Origin of the sequence: Streptomyces sp. NPDC051051, assembly GCF_040682975.1 — a bacterium.
Lineage (GTDB): Bacteria > Actinomycetota > Actinomycetes > Streptomycetales > Streptomycetaceae > Streptomyces.
This window is the reverse complement of the sequence record NZ_JBFBCB010000010.1, coordinates 64154-77820: the sequence shown is the minus strand read 5'-3', so window position 1 is coordinate 77820 and position 13667 is coordinate 64154. Positions and strand designations below refer to the sequence as shown.

Here is a 13667-nt window from a genome sequence, read left to right as displayed (position 1 = left end):
CCTCCTCTCAGAACCCGGGGATGATGTACGGCTCGATGAGGTTCCACACGTCCGGGTCCCGGCGGGACAGGTTGCGCACGCCCCACTCGGCCGAGCCGATGATGCCCTCGGGGCTGTCCTTCCGCTTGAAGAGGCGGGAGGCCTGGATGAGGGCGGCTTCGTGGATGTCGTCCGGGACCGCCGGCCAGCCGAAGCGGGCGGTGATCCGCAGACGCCCCGTCGACGTGCCCCACGTGCCGAGCGAGCGGAACAGTCCGGTGACGGGCCGGCCGTCGGCCAGCGCGTTGTCGGGGCTCGTCTCGTAGGCGGTGACCGCCGACCACGACGAGCCCGAGCCGGTCTCGACGACCAGGCCCTCGGCGCTGCCGATGTCGTCGACGAGGAACAGGTCCCCGTCGTCCTCGCGCACGATGCGGCCCCGCGGGTTGAACACCCGCTGCACCGGAGCCTCGTCGAGCCAGAAGCGGCGGCCGGTGGTCTTGTCGATGCTGCGGGACGCGGAGGCACGGGCCCGGTTCAGCTGCGCGTCCCGGCTGGTGTCGCCAGGCTCGATGCCGAACTGGGCCTTCAGCTCCTCAAGGGTGACGTACTCGTTGGCCACGTCAGGCCTGCTCGGCGCCCCGGACCCGGCGGCCCTTCGGCGGCGTCGTGCGGGTGGACGGCCCGGCGGGCACGTCACGGACGGCGGCGGGCGGCTGCACGCCGCGCAGCCGCAACTGCTCGTCGACCTCGGCGACGCGGTCGTCCAGGCCCAGGCCCGCGTACCCTTCCCGCTCACGGAGAAGGGCAGCGATCATCGTGTCTTCGGTCATTGCTTGGCTCCTGCGTTGAGCGGGTGCCCGCCCCCGGGGTGAGAGCGGGCACCACGTGACGGGCATGGTCAGACGAGCTGCACGTCCTTGACGTTCGCCCACGGCACCAGCAGACCGGCCGCCGTGGACACGCCCTGCGGCAGGAACTCCACGTCGGCCCGGTTGACCGTGGTGAAGCCGCCGCTGACGTAGCTGATCTGCACGGTGGAAGCCCCCGACCACCAGGCCGGGTACGCGAAGGTCTCGACGTTGCACGCCATCTGAGCGCCCCTTACTGGCCGGTGAAGGCCGGCGCGACCAGGCCGGTCCCGCCGATCTTGCGGGCGTGGGCGTAGCGCTGGTGGGTGTAGGCGAAGTAGCCGTAGACCACCAGCAGGACACCCAGCGAGGCCGCCTTGGCCTGCTCCGCCCGGATGTACATCGGGGCGTCGGGGTCCTCCCACAGGTGGCACTCCTGCCGGTCGACGAGGTAGATCTCGTCCTCGTTCGTGCCCGCGCCGAGGTTCGTCGCGATGTTGTTGTCGACGACGACCGGCGTGCCGTTGGGCAGGACGCCCCGGATGCCGCGCCCGTAGGCGGTGGCGTAGTTCGCGCCGAGGGTCTGGGCGATGATCCCCGGCTGGGTGATCAGCGGCCAGGTGGAGCCCAGCGCGTTCTGCATCCAGTACCAGCGGCGGGAGTGCATCACCGCGAGGTTGTCGCCGGACGCCATGTCGAGCATGGCGCCCTCGACCCCGGCGAGGCCCTCGATGACCTTCGGGTACAGCGCGGTCGCGGTCGGCGAACCACTGGTGTAGGCGACGGCGGTGGCCACGTTCGTCAGGCCCGTGGCGGCCTGGTTCAGCAGCTTGTTGTCGAGGTTGGTGTTGTACCGGCGGAACAGGTCGTCGAGGACGACGGCCTCGACGCCGGCGCCGCGCTCGACGGCCTGCCTGGCGATGGTCTGCTGGCCCGCCGCGGTCTGGACCGGGATCGACAGGTTCGTGTCGTCCATGTCCTGCTCGGCCACGGCCGCGTTCTCCGCCGACTGGAGGTCGACGGACGAGCCGGTCGTGACGCGGGAGATGTTGACCTGCATGCCCTGCGGCGGGAGGTCGTGGCGGCGGATGGCGTCCGCGAACGGACGGTTCGCCTGGGCGGCCGGGGCGTACATGTCGGTCAGGTACTGCGGCACGACCAGGCCAGCGAACGCCCCGGTACCCACGGCGCGCTGGAGCTGGTCGCCGCGCTCGACGCGCTCCTCCTGCATGTGCCGGGCGAGGCGGGCCTGGGCGTCGTAGTCGCCGATGAACGCGGCCGCGACGTCCCGCTCGAAGGCGGCGCCGCGCCGGTCCTGGTCGGGCCGGTAGGTGCGCTCGTCCTGCCCGACGCGGTGGACCTGGTCGTAGGCCGGAGCCCGGGTGGCAGCCGGGACGGTGCGGGCCTGCAGCGCGGCCAGCTCGTCCTCGCGGACCTGCTCCGCCTCCAGGCCGGCGAGGGCCTCCTGGCGGCGGGTGACCTCCGCGTCCGCGGCGTCACGGCGGGCGACCTGCGCGGCCACCGCCTCTTCGATCAGGTTGTCGTCGGAGCGCAGCGCCATCAGCGCGTCCTGCTCCTGCTGGCGTGCGGTGATCGCCGTGTCCAGCGCGGTGCGCGCCTGGGCGATCAGCTCGGCGAGAGTCATCTCGTCGGTCCTCTCTGAGTATGGATTCCAGGCGCCCCGGTCCAGACAGACGGCCACCCGAGGCAGTGCGCCGGGTGGACTCGTGCGCGCAGAGCGCAGGGCAGTAGCTCCCGCCGGGCGGCGGGAAAATGAAGGGTCAGGTCTGGGGCAGCTCGTAGAGGTGCCAGACCAGGCCGTCGGCGGTGCGGGCGGTGGTGCCCCACCAGCGGGCGCCGTCGGGGATCGGCTGGCCGGTGCCCACGACGAGGAACGTCCGGTCGGCGCCCGGTTCCTCGAGGGAGCCCTCAGCCCAGAAGTCGACGACGTGCGGGGCGTCCTCGCTCACACCGAGTCGTTCGGCCGCGACGTGCAGCGGGTCACTGTGGATGTTGCGGACCTGCGGCTCGCCGGTGACGAAGATGCGGTGGCGGAGCATGCGGCGCGTCATCGGGCGAGCGCAATCTCAAGGAGGGCGCGGGCGCGGCTCGACGTCGGTGCGGCCGCGGGCTGGCGCATGCTCGCGCCGGTGTAGGGGTTCGCGCCGTAGCCGACGATCGCGACGTCACCGCGGTGGATGTCGTACCGGTTGATCCGGTACTCGGTGTAGTCCGGGGACCACTGGCCCGATTCGATGCGGAACGCGAAGGACATCTCGTCGACCAGGCCGGACCGCAGCTTCGGCGCGATGTAGGCGACGTCGTAGTCCGCCGGGTCCAGAGCGGGCGCGCGCACGTCCAGGCCGTCGGCGCTCTCGGTGAGGAACAGCGTGCCGGTGGTGGTGCGGGCCAGGCGCCGCAGCTGGTCGTGCCCGAGGACGAGCGGCACGTCGAGGTCCGCGCGGGCGAGCGAGTCGGAGCCCGCCCCCTCGGTGACGATCTCGGTGTACGGGCCGAACATGTCCCACATCTCGTAGGCCTGCTCGTACACCGAAGCCCGGCCGACGAACTCCAGCGTGCCGCCGGCGTCGCCGCTCTCGCGGACCTGGACGCCGGACAGTGCGGCGCGGACCGTGGCCCGGGCGCCGGCGTGCTCGGCGCACCTCCGCTGCGAGGGGCGGTCTGCGCGCTGACGGATGTGCTGGGCTCGTTCCGCCGCAGCCGCGGCGAGCGTGGGTGTGGTCATGACGGTGCTCCCGGTACGGCGGTGGTGGGCTGGGCGGGGACGGACCGCGAGCCGAACAGCCGGTCGAACTCGGCGAGCTGGTCGTCCGTGAACGGCGGCCGGTTCTCCAGCGCGCGCGCCTCGGAGGGGGCGAGGATCCGGCTGGTGATCTGCGAGCCGATCGTGCGGGCCCGGGCCTCGGGGTCCATGCGCAGCAGTGCGTCGGTGTTCAGCTTCACGAACCGCGGGCCGGACACGAGCTTGCGGCTGAACGCGTCCTCGCGGCGGCCGACGGCCGGCCCCAGATTCATGATCAGGAACTGGAGGTTGCGCTGCCCGATGTTGGCGTAGGTGATGCTGCTGCCCGACACGGCCACGTCGACCAGGTCGCCGGGGACACCGAAGAAGCGGGCGATGTCGGAGGCTCCGTACTGGCGGGCCTCGAGGAACGAGGACTGCGAGGCGACGGCCTGGATCGGCTTGTACTCCCAGTCCATGCCGTGGACGAACAGGCCAGAGCTGTCGACGGCGGCGCGGAACTGCTCACGGGCGATCCGGGCGTTGTCCTTGTCGACGGTCTTCTGGTTGTTCTTCAGCTCAGCCAGCGGCACCGCCCCGCCGGCGAACCAGTCGCGGGCGAACTGCTGGGCGGACAGAGACTCCTCGATCGTCCACGCGGCGAACGCCACCGGCGACAGACCGAGCGGGCAACCGGCGACGGTGTACTGCTTCTCATGCCAGACCTCCCACGGCTCGTACTCCTTGCCGCCGATCACGAACTTCGTGATCGTCGAACCGTTGCCGCGGACCGATACCGAACCCAGCTCGACGAGGTCGACCCGGCCGGGCAGGCCGCGCCCGTCCGGGCCGATCACCCCGGACCGCTCAGTGATGATCCCGAAGCAGTTGCCGCCCCGGTCGAGGTCGAACTCAGTGGAGTACATCCACTCCTTCATGCCGACCTCGGTGCCGCCCGGCGAGACCAGGACCGGAGGCTTGGGCACCTCGACCTGGATGCCGTTGACGTACCGGTAGACGTCGATCGGGAAGCTGGACATCAGGTCGGCCCGCAGCCGCAGGCACGCCCACACCGCGCTGTTGCGCAGCGCCGTTTCGCTGGTGACGTGCACCCGGCTGGAGCGCCGCTCCCGCGACTGCGTCAGGGCGTCCTCGGCGGAGCCGATCTGGGCGTCCCGGGTGAACGCGCCCTTGAGCCTGGACCAGGCGCCCATGTCCACCTCCCCTCACGCGAACGAGTCCGCGATGTCGTAGTCGTCGATCACGTGCGGCCCTCGGATGACCAGTGCCCACCGGGCGAAGATCGCCGCGGCGAACGGGCTGACCTCGGTCAGGCTGTTGGTTCGGTCGAGCGTCCAGGCGTCCCCGACGCGGCGGGTCCGGGCGCCGGTCACCGCGGCGGTGAACGGCACCTGGTCCAGGTGCCGGATCGTCCCCTGGTTCATGGCGTCAGCCATCTGCCCGCACGCCTCGGCGATGTCCCCCGCGCGCATGACGGCCAGGTCCCCGCGCTGCGGCTTGTCCTTGTCCTTCGGCACGTCGATGCCCGCCGCAATCAGGTCGTCGATCAGCGAGGCGGCCGGCGCCCCGGAGGATGCGACCGCCACGGCGACTGGGTCCCACAGCCGGTGCAGCCGCGCCATCGCGGGCACTACCCAGTCCGTGCCGGGCCGGTGCGCCACGACCTCCAGGTGCACCCGACCGTCCGGCCGCAGCGAGGCCGCGCTGATAGATGCATGCTTGCGGTCCTGCGCGACGTCCAGCGCCAGCGCCACGCTGGCCTGCACCGGCCGGCTGGTCTTGTCGGTGAGCGCGGGCCAAGCGGCCGCGGGCACGTTGACGTCAGGCGGCGGGGTCTTCTTGCGGGTGCGGTTGAGGTAGGCGCGGTCGAACTCGGCCGGGTCCATCGTGTCGAGCTCGTGCTGGATGACGGCCTCGGAGACGGTGTAGCCGAGCGCGGGTAGCGTGGCCCGCCAGGTCGCCGGGTCCGCCCGGTCCAGGTCGTCCGGGGCGAACCACTCGAAGTACGCGGTGCGCGGGAACACACCGGTCTCCCACAGCTCTTCGATCATCGCCCGGCCGGCCGCGCGCTTCTTGTTCAGCGGCACCGACTTCTCGGTGCCGCCGGCGGACGCCCACCACAGCTGTGCTTCCTCGAGCGTCAGCATGGCCGGCGAGAATGCCTGCTCCAGCCGGTCGTCGACGTGGGCGAACAGCTCATCCATCAGGCCGAGGTTGAGCGAGGGCCCGTGGCCGGCGGACTCGGTGTTGGCGGTGATGCCGATGCGGGAACGGGTCGTCCGGCTGATGATCGCCTCGCGCCCGTTGGCCTTGCGGATGAAGAACCTGCGGGCCAGCCGGCTGATCTCGATCGTCGCCCAGAACTCGTCTTCCAGGCGCTCGCGCGCCATGGTCCGGTTCTGGGCGGCGTAGACGATGCGCTGCCGCCGGAACGCCTGGGCGCGGTGGACCATGACGGCGAGCAGGCCCTGGGTCTTGCCCTGCTGCCGGGGGACGGACAGGCCCACGTGCCGATACCAGAAGTTCCCCGTGACCGGGTCGATCTCGAGGGCGACGTCCCACACGTACCGCTGCCACGGCATCGGCTTGTAGCCCAGGCGCTCCATGACCTTGGCGACCTTGCCGCCTAGCGTCAGGAAGTCGGGGCGGCGCGGGGTGCCCCACACCGGGGGGCAGGTCAGCCCGTACCGCTCGCGCAGGTCCTCGGTGAACTCAGTCGGGGGTCGCCAGATCGTCGAGGTCGTCATCGTCCGGCTCCTCCGGCGAGAGGGAGCGCAGATCAGCGAGGACCTGGCGCAGCTCCTTGGACAGCCCTTGCAGCGAGTTACCGAGGGACGCCGGCGCATCGACCTCGGCGGCGAGCCGCACGGCGATGGCGGCCAGTGTGGGGGCGGTGGTGTCGAGGGTCTCCAGGTCTCCGAGTGCGGCGATGTCCTCCAGCACCCGGGCCTGCACCGGGCCCGGCCGGGTGGCTGCCCCGGACGGATCGCTGGCCGGGGTGTCGGCGCCGGGCAGCAGCTGCTGCGGCGCGACGTCGAGGGCGGCCGCGATCGCCGCCAGGTCGTCGACGTCGACGCGGCGCGCACCCGACTCGATCTTGCCGAGGACCGATGTGCTCATGGCGCGGCCGGCGTCGGTGATGCGGCCGGCGAGGTGGGCCTGGTCCCAGCCGCGGCGCTGGCGGTGCTCGACGACGGCGCCCGCGAAGTGCGCGCCGGACTCGCCAATCTGGATGGCCCGAGCCGCCATCATCGCCTCCTCTGTACGCCGAGGGTCAGCCCGCGATCATGGCGGGGGCCTGGCCGGCCCGGGGAGAGAAAAATAAAAGCTGGGCGCGGGGTTGAGGAGATGATCTTTCCTAAAAAACTCCGTCGATTTCCTCGGAGATCTCGTCAGATTCGTCTCTGACCTGCACGTTTTCAGGTGGCGCCACCTTGAGGATTGCGGTCCGTTCCTCGCGGGCTGCCTCGCCCGTGGCCGGGTCCACGTAGAGGTGGCCGTCCTCGTTGCGCAGCAGCGCGTCGTAGCGGATGCAGCGCTGACCGCCGAGAGTCAACGGCTCGATGGTGATCGGTCCCTCGATCGGCACACCGTTGGGGTCGACGTCGTTGGCACACAGCCACTCGGCTACCGCCGTGCGCGGGCCGTATGGGGTGTCGTAGTCAGCGGGCACGGTTACCTCCTTCGGCTGCGGCACCAGGCGTGACCGCAGTCGATGAGCGCGGGATCGCACAGGGCGTCGACCAGGCTGGCTGGCGGGGCGCTGGGCGCCAGGCCGAGGCTGGCCTCCAGGTCCCGGATGCGTGGGTAGGACGGGCGGTCGTGGGTTTCGCACCGCCGGGCGATGCGGCGCAGCAGCCCGAGCATGGCGTCCTCTCTACGGTCCGGCGAACCAGTCGACGCTGGTGTGGAGCTGGACGACGTCGGCCAGGGGCCGGTCGCCCTTCTCGTTGTTGCAGCGGCGGAGGCAGATGGGGCAGCCGGCCACGCCGTGGATGGGGGCGAGGTTGTCGGGGTCGAGGCGGGCGCCGCCCTTGCTGACGGGGTGGATGTGGTCGACGGCGTCGGCATGGCCGTGGCCGCACACGATGCACACGTCGCTCTCGCGCAGGATCCGGGCGCGTAGCTGTCTGAACTGGTAGCCGGTGAGTTCGGCGCGGTCGGTGGCCACGTGCCTCCCCTTGGACGTGGTGAGGCCCGGCCGCTCTGCGAGGGACCGGGCCGGTGGGCGCTGGGCTCAGTAGGTGGGGCAGATGTGCTTGTGCGCCACGTCGAGGATCTTCTGCGCGGTGGTGGCGTCGCGGCCCTCGGGGTGCGTGGGCGACGTGAAGCGCATGCGGGTGACCTTCACCTGCTGGGCGCTGTCGCCGGGGTAGCGCTTGTAGGCACTGCAGGTGTCGATGCCCCGGCTGACGGCCTTGTCTTCCTTGCCGTGGACGATGTCGGGGTCGAGGGCGTCGAGGGCCTTGATGTAGGCCTTCCAGTCGGCGGCCTGGGGCGTGGGCGGCAAGCCGGCTGCCTCGCGTGCCTGGGCCCTCTGTTCGTCCGTGAGTCCGGACTGGGTGGTGCTCGGCGTGGGCTTGGCGGTGGCTTTGTCGTCGGTGCTGCTGCAGCCGGTGACGGCGAGTACGCCGAGGACGGCGGCCGCCGTGGCGGTGGCGGTACGGGTGCGCATGGTTCCCCCCAGGGACTGGTGTGTGGTGAGGGGCCATCATGCGGGGCGTGCGGGGGGCGTGGTGGCGTTGTGACGAGCCTGTGACGCGTGTTCGGTCTCGCGTCTGCAGGGCGGGGTGCGGGGCCGCCGGAGCCGCGCCGGTCCGTGACGGCCTTGCCTGGGGCGCGCCGTCCAACGGGCTGGGAGGGTCGGACGCGGCCCCGCACCGTTCAGGGGGTGCCGATGCCGACGAGGCGGAGGGCGCGGCCGCGGGTGGCTTTCTCGGCGCGGGCGATGTCGGGGAGGGCGTAGAGGGGGCGGTTCTGGTCGTCGAGGCCGGCGGCGGTGAGGTGGCCGCGTCGGACCCAGTGGCAGATGGCGGAGCGGCTGACGGCGGCGGCGTTGGCGCTCACGGTGCGTCGCCATCGGGTGGCGAGGGCGGCGGCTTGGGTGCCGGTGTAGAGGTCGCTCATGTGCCGCCTTCCTTCCCTGAGATGTGCCGCAGCCACGGGCCCGTGGGGGTCCGGGGCTGCCGATGTTCAGTTATGGGCAGACGTGTGCTGCTGGCGCCATGTTGACGCTAAGTGGCGATCTTGTCCAGCGGGGCGGGTTCGGTGCTCTGGTGGGCGGTGTAGTAGGCGGCGGCGTGGGCGTCGTAGGCGAGGGGTTCGAGGTGGTGGCCGCAGGCGGTGCAGGTGATGCCCCACTGGCCGTCGACGGCGACGAGGGCGAAGGCGTCGCATTCGGGGCAGGGGGCGGCCTTGGGGTGGCGGTGGGGGGTGGCGTGGGTGAGGCCGCGGATGCGGTGCACGAGTTCGCCGAGGGCGTCGTGCAGGCCGGCGACGACGGGTTGGGTCAGGGTGTAGGGCAGGTAGGCGGTGAGCCAGGTGCACCATCCGGTGATGGTGGGGCCCTGGTGGGGGACGGCCTGTTCGCAGGGGCGGACGTGGGCGGTGCCGTGGGCGTCGCGGCCGGCGGCGGGGTACAGGTAGGCGATGTGGCCGGCCCAGGCGGCCAGGATGGCGGCGATGGGTGCGGTGCCGTCGTCGTCGGGGCCGGTGGGGTCGTAGCGGCCGGGGCCGAGCAGGGTGAGCACTCGCAGGTCGACGGGGAGCGGGGCGTGGGCGCGGCCGGTCCCGCCGAGGCGGCCGCGGGTGGGCGCTTGGCCGGGGGTGAGGAACTCGGCGCCCAGGAGGCGTGCCTGCCCGGGGAGCTCGGCGAGCCACCCGCGGAGGTCATCGGCGCAGCGGGCGCACGCGTACTGCCCGTCGGGGGCTGTGCGGGGGCAGATCGCGCAGGCGGTCATGGTGGAGCGTCTCCGGTGGTGCGTGGTGGTGGGCAAGGGTGGTTCCTCGCGCGCCTGCGATTGCGCGCGTGCGATCGCAGGCGCGTACGCGCGCGCGAGGGGTCAGGGGTTGGGGGTGACGCGGTAGCCGCTGCTGAGGAGGTACATCTCGACGCGGGGGGCTATGTCGGCGCCGTTGAACTCGACGTGCGGGTCGGTGATGAGCCACCAGTCGTCGAGGGCGGCGGCGATGACGGCGAGGTGGGCGGGTGGTACGGGTTCCAGGTCCTCGGCGGCCGCCGTGGTGTGGGTGAGGCGGCGGCGTAGGGCCTTGGCGGCCGCGGTGATGATGGCGGTGAGCGCGATGAGGGCGATAGCGGCGAGGGTGAAGGCGAGTGCGGCCGCACCGATGAGGACCAGGAGGGCGATGTCGAAGGGCTGGTCGGGGCAGAAGGTGCCGGGCTGGCAGTCGTTCATCTGGGCTTCCTGGGGTCGTGGGTGGGCAGGGCCTCGATGGCGCGGCAGACGGCGATGGCCTCGCGATGCTGCTGCTCTTCGCGCCGTTGCTGCTGCTTGTCGAGCAGGCGGTCGACGGCGGTGTAGAGGCCGGCGGCGAGGGCGGCGACGGCAACCAGGCCGATGACGGCAGCGAGGCCTCCGAGCATGGCGACGGCGAATACCTGGTTGGGCGTCACGGTGCCTCCGGTCCGAAGATCGCGGCGTACTGGGCGTCGAGCTGTTGTTCGGCCTGTCGGTGGATGCGGTCGGCGAGGTGGGCGCCGGCAATGCAGCCGGGTTGGGTGCAGGTGGTGCGGACGGTGCCTTCGGGGGTGCGGCCGTGGTGGCTGCGGAAGATCTCGCGGCGTGCGGCGTAGCAGCGACCGTTGGCCCACAGCTGCGGCTGCCCGTTGGCGAAGGGGCCGGTCCAGCGGGCGTGTCCGTCGCCGTGGTGCTCGAGGTAGCGGTCGATGGTCTGGCCGATGCTGCGGGCCTGCATGCCGCGCTGGGGGGTGGGGATGCCGAGGATGCGGCGGACCTTGACGCTGGTGGGCGGTGAGACGCCTGTGACGTCGGAGATCTCCTGGAGGGTGGCGCCGGCGCGGAGCATGGCGGCGACTTGGGGGTAGCGCTCCTCGATGGCGGCGCGGAGTTCGTCTCCGGCGAGCTGGGTGAGCGGGGCCGGGCGTACGAGGTCGATCCGCAGGGCCTTCCGGGTCGCCACGATGGTGGCGTGGCTGACGTGCAGCTCGGCCTTGATCTTCCGGTAGGGGGTGCCGGCGCGGAGCATGCGGGCGACGTCGTCGCGGATCTTCATCGCTGCCACCTGACGGGCCGTACGCCGTGGGTGGCTCGGTGGGGGGTGCGGCGGCGGGCGGCGGCCCGGGCGCGGGCGATGCGGCAGCTGGCGATGTGGGGGCGGCGCAGGACCTCGCGCAGCTCGACGTGGGGGCGGCTGCGGGAGAGCTGGCGAGCCCAGTAGGTGCCGTCGGCGTCGACGCGGACGGCCTGGTTGCCGGTGGGGTCCTCGGGCGGGTCGATGGGGATGCGGCGGCGGTTGGCCTCGGTGAGGCACCACAGGACGCGGGCTCCGCAGTCGTCGCAGGTTCCGTAGCCGGTGGTGGGAGCCGGGCGGGGTATCGGGGTGGACATGGCATCGGGTCCGTTCTGGTCAGGCGGTGTCGCGGGCGGGGCGGATGTGTTCGGCGTGGTCGCCGGTCCAGCGATGTTGGTAGGCCTGGGCGGCGGCGTGGGGGCGTTCGCGGGCGACGAGGGCGCGCCATCCGCCGGTGCCGGGTGGTGGGCCTACGGGGCCGGTGGGGGCGTGCGGGGGCGCTTGTGGGGCGTGAGGGGAGCCCGGGGCAGGCTCGGGTGCCGGAGGTGCCTGTGGGGGCGTGTGGGGTCGCTTCTGGGCGCGTCGGGCGGCAACGCGGCGTTCGCTCTCCTCGATCTCCCGCAGGAGCTGTCTGTGGGCGGTGGCTGCTTCCCGGGCGTAGGCGCACGTCTGGCAGTCGGTGCCGGCCTGGTGGTCGTCGGGGTCGGCTGACCAGATGACGCCGGTCTCGCAGCGCGGGTCGGCGCAGCCGCGGCGGACGAGGGCGGCTCCGATGAGCCAGCGGGCGAAAGAGCGCACAGCGGGGCGGCCGTCGTCGGGGGTACCTGCGGAGCGCATCTGGGGGTAGCGGCGCTGGAGTCGGTCTCGGAGGCGGTCGGGGTGCTGTCCGTCGCCGAGGTGGCGCAGGACCTCGTGGACGGCCCGTTCCCACTCCCAGCCGGTCAGCCTGGGGAGTTCGTGTCGTACGGGGGCCAGGACTGCGTGGACGGTCTTCCAGGCGGCAGCGGTGAGGTCGAGGCCGGTGCGCCGTCCGAACGTGTCCACGACCAGGTCGCGTTCGCACGCGCTGGTTGCTGTAGGTCGCCTACGGCGGATACCCAAGACGGCGGTGGGCGGGTTGTTTCTCTGGTCTGTCAGTACAGCGTCTTCCTTAGTCGCGAGGGATCCGCCACCTGCGCTCGCTCCCGATCCGCCATCTGACGACACGGCCGCGGGCGCGGGTACGGCGTGCAGGGGGCCGTCGTGGACCTCGTAGTCGTGGCGGCCGTGGGCGCCGGCGCGGCGGTGGACGGTGATCCAGCCGAGGCCCTCGAGTTCGGTGGTCATGCGGCGGGCGGTCATCTCGGTGACGCCGAGGACGCCGGCGAGGTCGACGGCGGTGGCCGGGGTGCGGGTCGCGACGGCGTAGGCGAGGGCGCAGTACAGGACGAACAGGCGGTGGCGCAGCGTCTTCGCGGCGAGGACCGGGACGTACGCGAAGTGCTCGTCACGGGCGAGGGAACGGGTCCAGCGCTCGGCGGTCTCGCCATCGCCGGCCGAGTCGGTGTGCCGGATCGTGGTCAGCTCGGGAACACCGTCCGGGCCTGGAGCGTGCAGCTCGGCCAGGTAGCGCTCGCCGGTCCGCTTGCTGTCGCCCATCCACCCGGCGAGCCGCGCGACGGACGCACGGCAGCGCTCCGGGCGCTTCTGCAGAGCGGTGATCTGCGCGTGCCAGGCCACGGCCCCGGGGCTGTAACGGCCGCTCCCCCACACGCGCCTGGGAACCTTGACCTTCTGCCCGTACCAGGGCTCCGCGTCCGCACCCGCAGCACCACCGGCCCCGCCACGGGAGTGGCGGGGCTCGGCGGAGCGCGCGGGCTGGCGGGTCACGGTGTCCTAGCTGGTGTCGTCGTCGGACTCGGGGACGGTGTAGGTGGCCCCGCAGGGGGCGGTGCGGATGCCCGGGGCGGTGTGGCGGTGGCGCTGGCCGCAGCCTCCTTCGCCGTCGCAGCGCACCGTGTACTCGGTGCGGCCGGAGGTGGCGATGGGGTCCGCGGTGACGGCGGCCGGGCCGCCCCAGCGGGGCGGGTCGGCGGGCAGCAGCGGTAACTGCCCCGGCGCCTGGTGGCTGTCGGTCATGAGGCGGGCTCGCCGGTATGGGCTGGCTCGGTGCGGTCGGCACAGGGCGCGTCTGCGACCACGGGGAAGACGAGGGTGATCGGTCGGACCATGTAGCCGGGGCTCCAGGTGTGGATGTCCGGCCGGCGGATCCAGCCCGCCAGCTCCAGCTCGGTCAGGACCAGGCGGACGCGCTTGGGGTCGAGGTGCATGTCGCCGGCGAGGTGTCCGGCCTCCTGGTGCTTACCGCCCGCGGGCAGCTCCCCCGACGGGCCGGCGCGGTGGGCCAGGATGAGCGCGAGGTGGCGCTGGTTGCGCTGCAGGTTGCTCGCCAGGACGGCGCTGACCCAGCGGTCGCGGTCGTAGCCGCGGGGCGGGGCGAGGACGGCCGGGGTGGGTGCGGTTCTCGTGTTCATGCGGTTCCTTCTGACGGCCCGGGGCAGGTCCGGGCGTGGGTGGCGGTGATGGTCTGGGTGAGGTGGGCGACGTCAGCCGCGCCGACCGCGGTGTACTCGCAGCCGTGGCGACAGGTGAAGCGGGCGACGGGCAGCCGCAGCCAGATGCGGCGGTCGTTGTGCCAGTGGCCGCCGTCGACGTGCAGGCCGAAGAAGGCGAGCGCGGGCGGCCAGTGGGTCACGTCGGCAGCTGGCCGGCGGCGTCGAGGACCGCGGCGAGCATGAGCGTCGATACGAGCAGCCAGGTCC

22 protein-coding genes are annotated in these 13667 nt (G+C 72.4%); all 22 read right to left on the bottom strand.

Features of this window, described 5'->3' with window-relative positions; translation table 11 throughout:
- Positions 1 to 7 precede the first annotated feature (7 nt).
- Positions 8 to 601, bottom strand: coding sequence for a phage gp6-like head-tail connector protein (locus AB0N31_RS10645; RefSeq protein WP_366057987.1), 594 nt, complete (start codon positions 599 to 601; stop codon positions 8 to 10).
- Position 602: 1 nt separating this feature from the next.
- Entirely contained in the window at positions 603 to 812 is a 210-nt protein-coding gene (locus AB0N31_RS10640; protein ID WP_366057986.1) for a hypothetical protein, read from the bottom strand.
- Positions 813 to 880: 68 nt separating this feature from the next.
- Entirely contained in the window at positions 881 to 1072 is a 192-nt protein-coding gene (locus AB0N31_RS10635) for a hypothetical protein (RefSeq protein WP_366057985.1), read from the bottom strand.
- 11 nt (positions 1073 to 1083) lie between these two features.
- On the bottom strand, positions 1084 to 2475 hold the full coding sequence (locus AB0N31_RS10630; protein WP_366057984.1) for a hypothetical protein: 1392 nt from the start codon (positions 2473 to 2475) through the stop codon (positions 1084 to 1086).
- Positions 2476 to 2611: 136 nt separating this feature from the next.
- A complete protein-coding gene (locus AB0N31_RS10625) occupies positions 2612 to 2902 on the bottom strand; it encodes a hypothetical protein (protein ID WP_366057983.1) in 291 nt (96 codons plus the stop codon).
- Entirely contained in the window at positions 2899 to 3576 is a 678-nt protein-coding gene (locus AB0N31_RS10620) for an HK97 family phage prohead protease (RefSeq protein WP_366057982.1), read from the bottom strand. Before AB0N31_RS10620 ends, AB0N31_RS10625 begins: the two co-directional genes overlap by 4 nt.
- A complete protein-coding gene (locus AB0N31_RS10615; RefSeq protein WP_366057981.1) occupies positions 3573 to 4787 on the bottom strand; it encodes a phage portal protein in 1215 nt (404 codons plus the stop codon). The genes AB0N31_RS10620 and AB0N31_RS10615 overlap by 4 nt, the downstream gene beginning before the upstream one ends.
- A gap of 12 nt (positions 4788 to 4799) precedes the next feature.
- The gene (locus AB0N31_RS10610; RefSeq protein ID WP_366057980.1) at positions 4800 to 6341 is read right to left on the bottom strand and encodes a terminase; all 1542 of its coding nucleotides are present in this window, start codon (positions 6339 to 6341) and stop codon (positions 4800 to 4802) included.
- Positions 6307 to 6843, bottom strand: coding sequence for a helix-turn-helix domain-containing protein (locus AB0N31_RS10605; RefSeq protein WP_366057979.1), 537 nt, complete (start codon positions 6841 to 6843; stop codon positions 6307 to 6309). Before AB0N31_RS10605 ends, AB0N31_RS10610 begins: the two co-directional genes overlap by 35 nt.
- Before the next feature lie 109 nt (positions 6844 to 6952).
- Positions 6953 to 7267, bottom strand: coding sequence for a hypothetical protein (locus AB0N31_RS10600; protein WP_366057978.1), 315 nt, complete (start codon positions 7265 to 7267; stop codon positions 6953 to 6955).
- A gap of 204 nt (positions 7268 to 7471) precedes the next feature.
- Positions 7472 to 7765: an HNH endonuclease gene (locus AB0N31_RS10595; protein WP_366057977.1), complete on the bottom strand. Its 294-nt coding sequence runs from the start codon at positions 7763 to 7765 to the stop codon at positions 7472 to 7474.
- 66 nt (positions 7766 to 7831) lie between these two features.
- The gene (locus AB0N31_RS10590; protein WP_366057976.1) at positions 7832 to 8269 is read right to left on the bottom strand and encodes a hypothetical protein; all 438 of its coding nucleotides are present in this window, start codon (positions 8267 to 8269) and stop codon (positions 7832 to 7834) included.
- A gap of 209 nt (positions 8270 to 8478) precedes the next feature.
- Positions 8479 to 8721, bottom strand: a complete 243-nt coding sequence (locus AB0N31_RS10585) for a MerR family transcriptional regulator (RefSeq protein ID WP_366057975.1) — start codon at positions 8719 to 8721, stop codon at positions 8479 to 8481.
- Positions 8722 to 8828: 107 nt separating this feature from the next.
- Positions 8829 to 9590, bottom strand: a complete 762-nt coding sequence (locus tag AB0N31_RS10580) for a hypothetical protein (RefSeq protein ID WP_366057974.1) — start codon at positions 9588 to 9590, stop codon at positions 8829 to 8831.
- A 66-nt stretch (positions 9591 to 9656) separates the two neighbouring features.
- A complete protein-coding gene (locus tag AB0N31_RS10575) occupies positions 9657 to 10010 on the bottom strand; it encodes a hypothetical protein (RefSeq protein WP_366057973.1) in 354 nt (117 codons plus the stop codon).
- Positions 10007 to 10228 carry a hypothetical protein gene (locus tag AB0N31_RS10570; RefSeq protein ID WP_366057972.1) on the bottom strand — a complete coding sequence of 74 codons (222 nt, stop codon included), beginning with the start codon at positions 10226 to 10228 and terminating at the stop codon, positions 10007 to 10009. The genes AB0N31_RS10575 and AB0N31_RS10570 overlap by 4 nt, the downstream gene beginning before the upstream one ends.
- Complete coding sequence (locus AB0N31_RS10565; RefSeq protein WP_366057971.1) at positions 10225 to 10848, bottom strand: hypothetical protein; 624 nt, start codon at positions 10846 to 10848, stop codon at positions 10225 to 10227. Before AB0N31_RS10565 ends, AB0N31_RS10570 begins: the two co-directional genes overlap by 4 nt.
- The gene (locus tag AB0N31_RS10560; protein ID WP_366057970.1) at positions 10845 to 11183 is read right to left on the bottom strand and encodes a hypothetical protein; all 339 of its coding nucleotides are present in this window, start codon (positions 11181 to 11183) and stop codon (positions 10845 to 10847) included. The genes AB0N31_RS10565 and AB0N31_RS10560 overlap by 4 nt, the downstream gene beginning before the upstream one ends.
- Positions 11184 to 11202: 19 nt before the next feature.
- A complete protein-coding gene (locus tag AB0N31_RS10555) occupies positions 11203 to 12735 on the bottom strand; it encodes a hypothetical protein (RefSeq protein ID WP_366057969.1) in 1533 nt (510 codons plus the stop codon).
- A 6-nt stretch (positions 12736 to 12741) separates the two neighbouring features.
- Positions 12742 to 12984 (bottom strand): hypothetical protein, encoded by a 243-nt coding sequence (locus AB0N31_RS10550; RefSeq protein WP_366057968.1) that lies wholly within the window; start codon positions 12982 to 12984, stop codon positions 12742 to 12744.
- Positions 12981 to 13379, bottom strand: a complete 399-nt coding sequence (locus AB0N31_RS10545; protein ID WP_366057967.1) for a hypothetical protein — start codon at positions 13377 to 13379, stop codon at positions 12981 to 12983. Before AB0N31_RS10545 ends, AB0N31_RS10550 begins: the two co-directional genes overlap by 4 nt.
- Entirely contained in the window at positions 13376 to 13600 is a 225-nt protein-coding gene (locus AB0N31_RS10540) for a hypothetical protein (RefSeq protein ID WP_366057966.1), read from the bottom strand. The genes AB0N31_RS10545 and AB0N31_RS10540 overlap by 4 nt, the downstream gene beginning before the upstream one ends.
- Positions 13601 to 13667 lie beyond the last annotated feature (67 nt).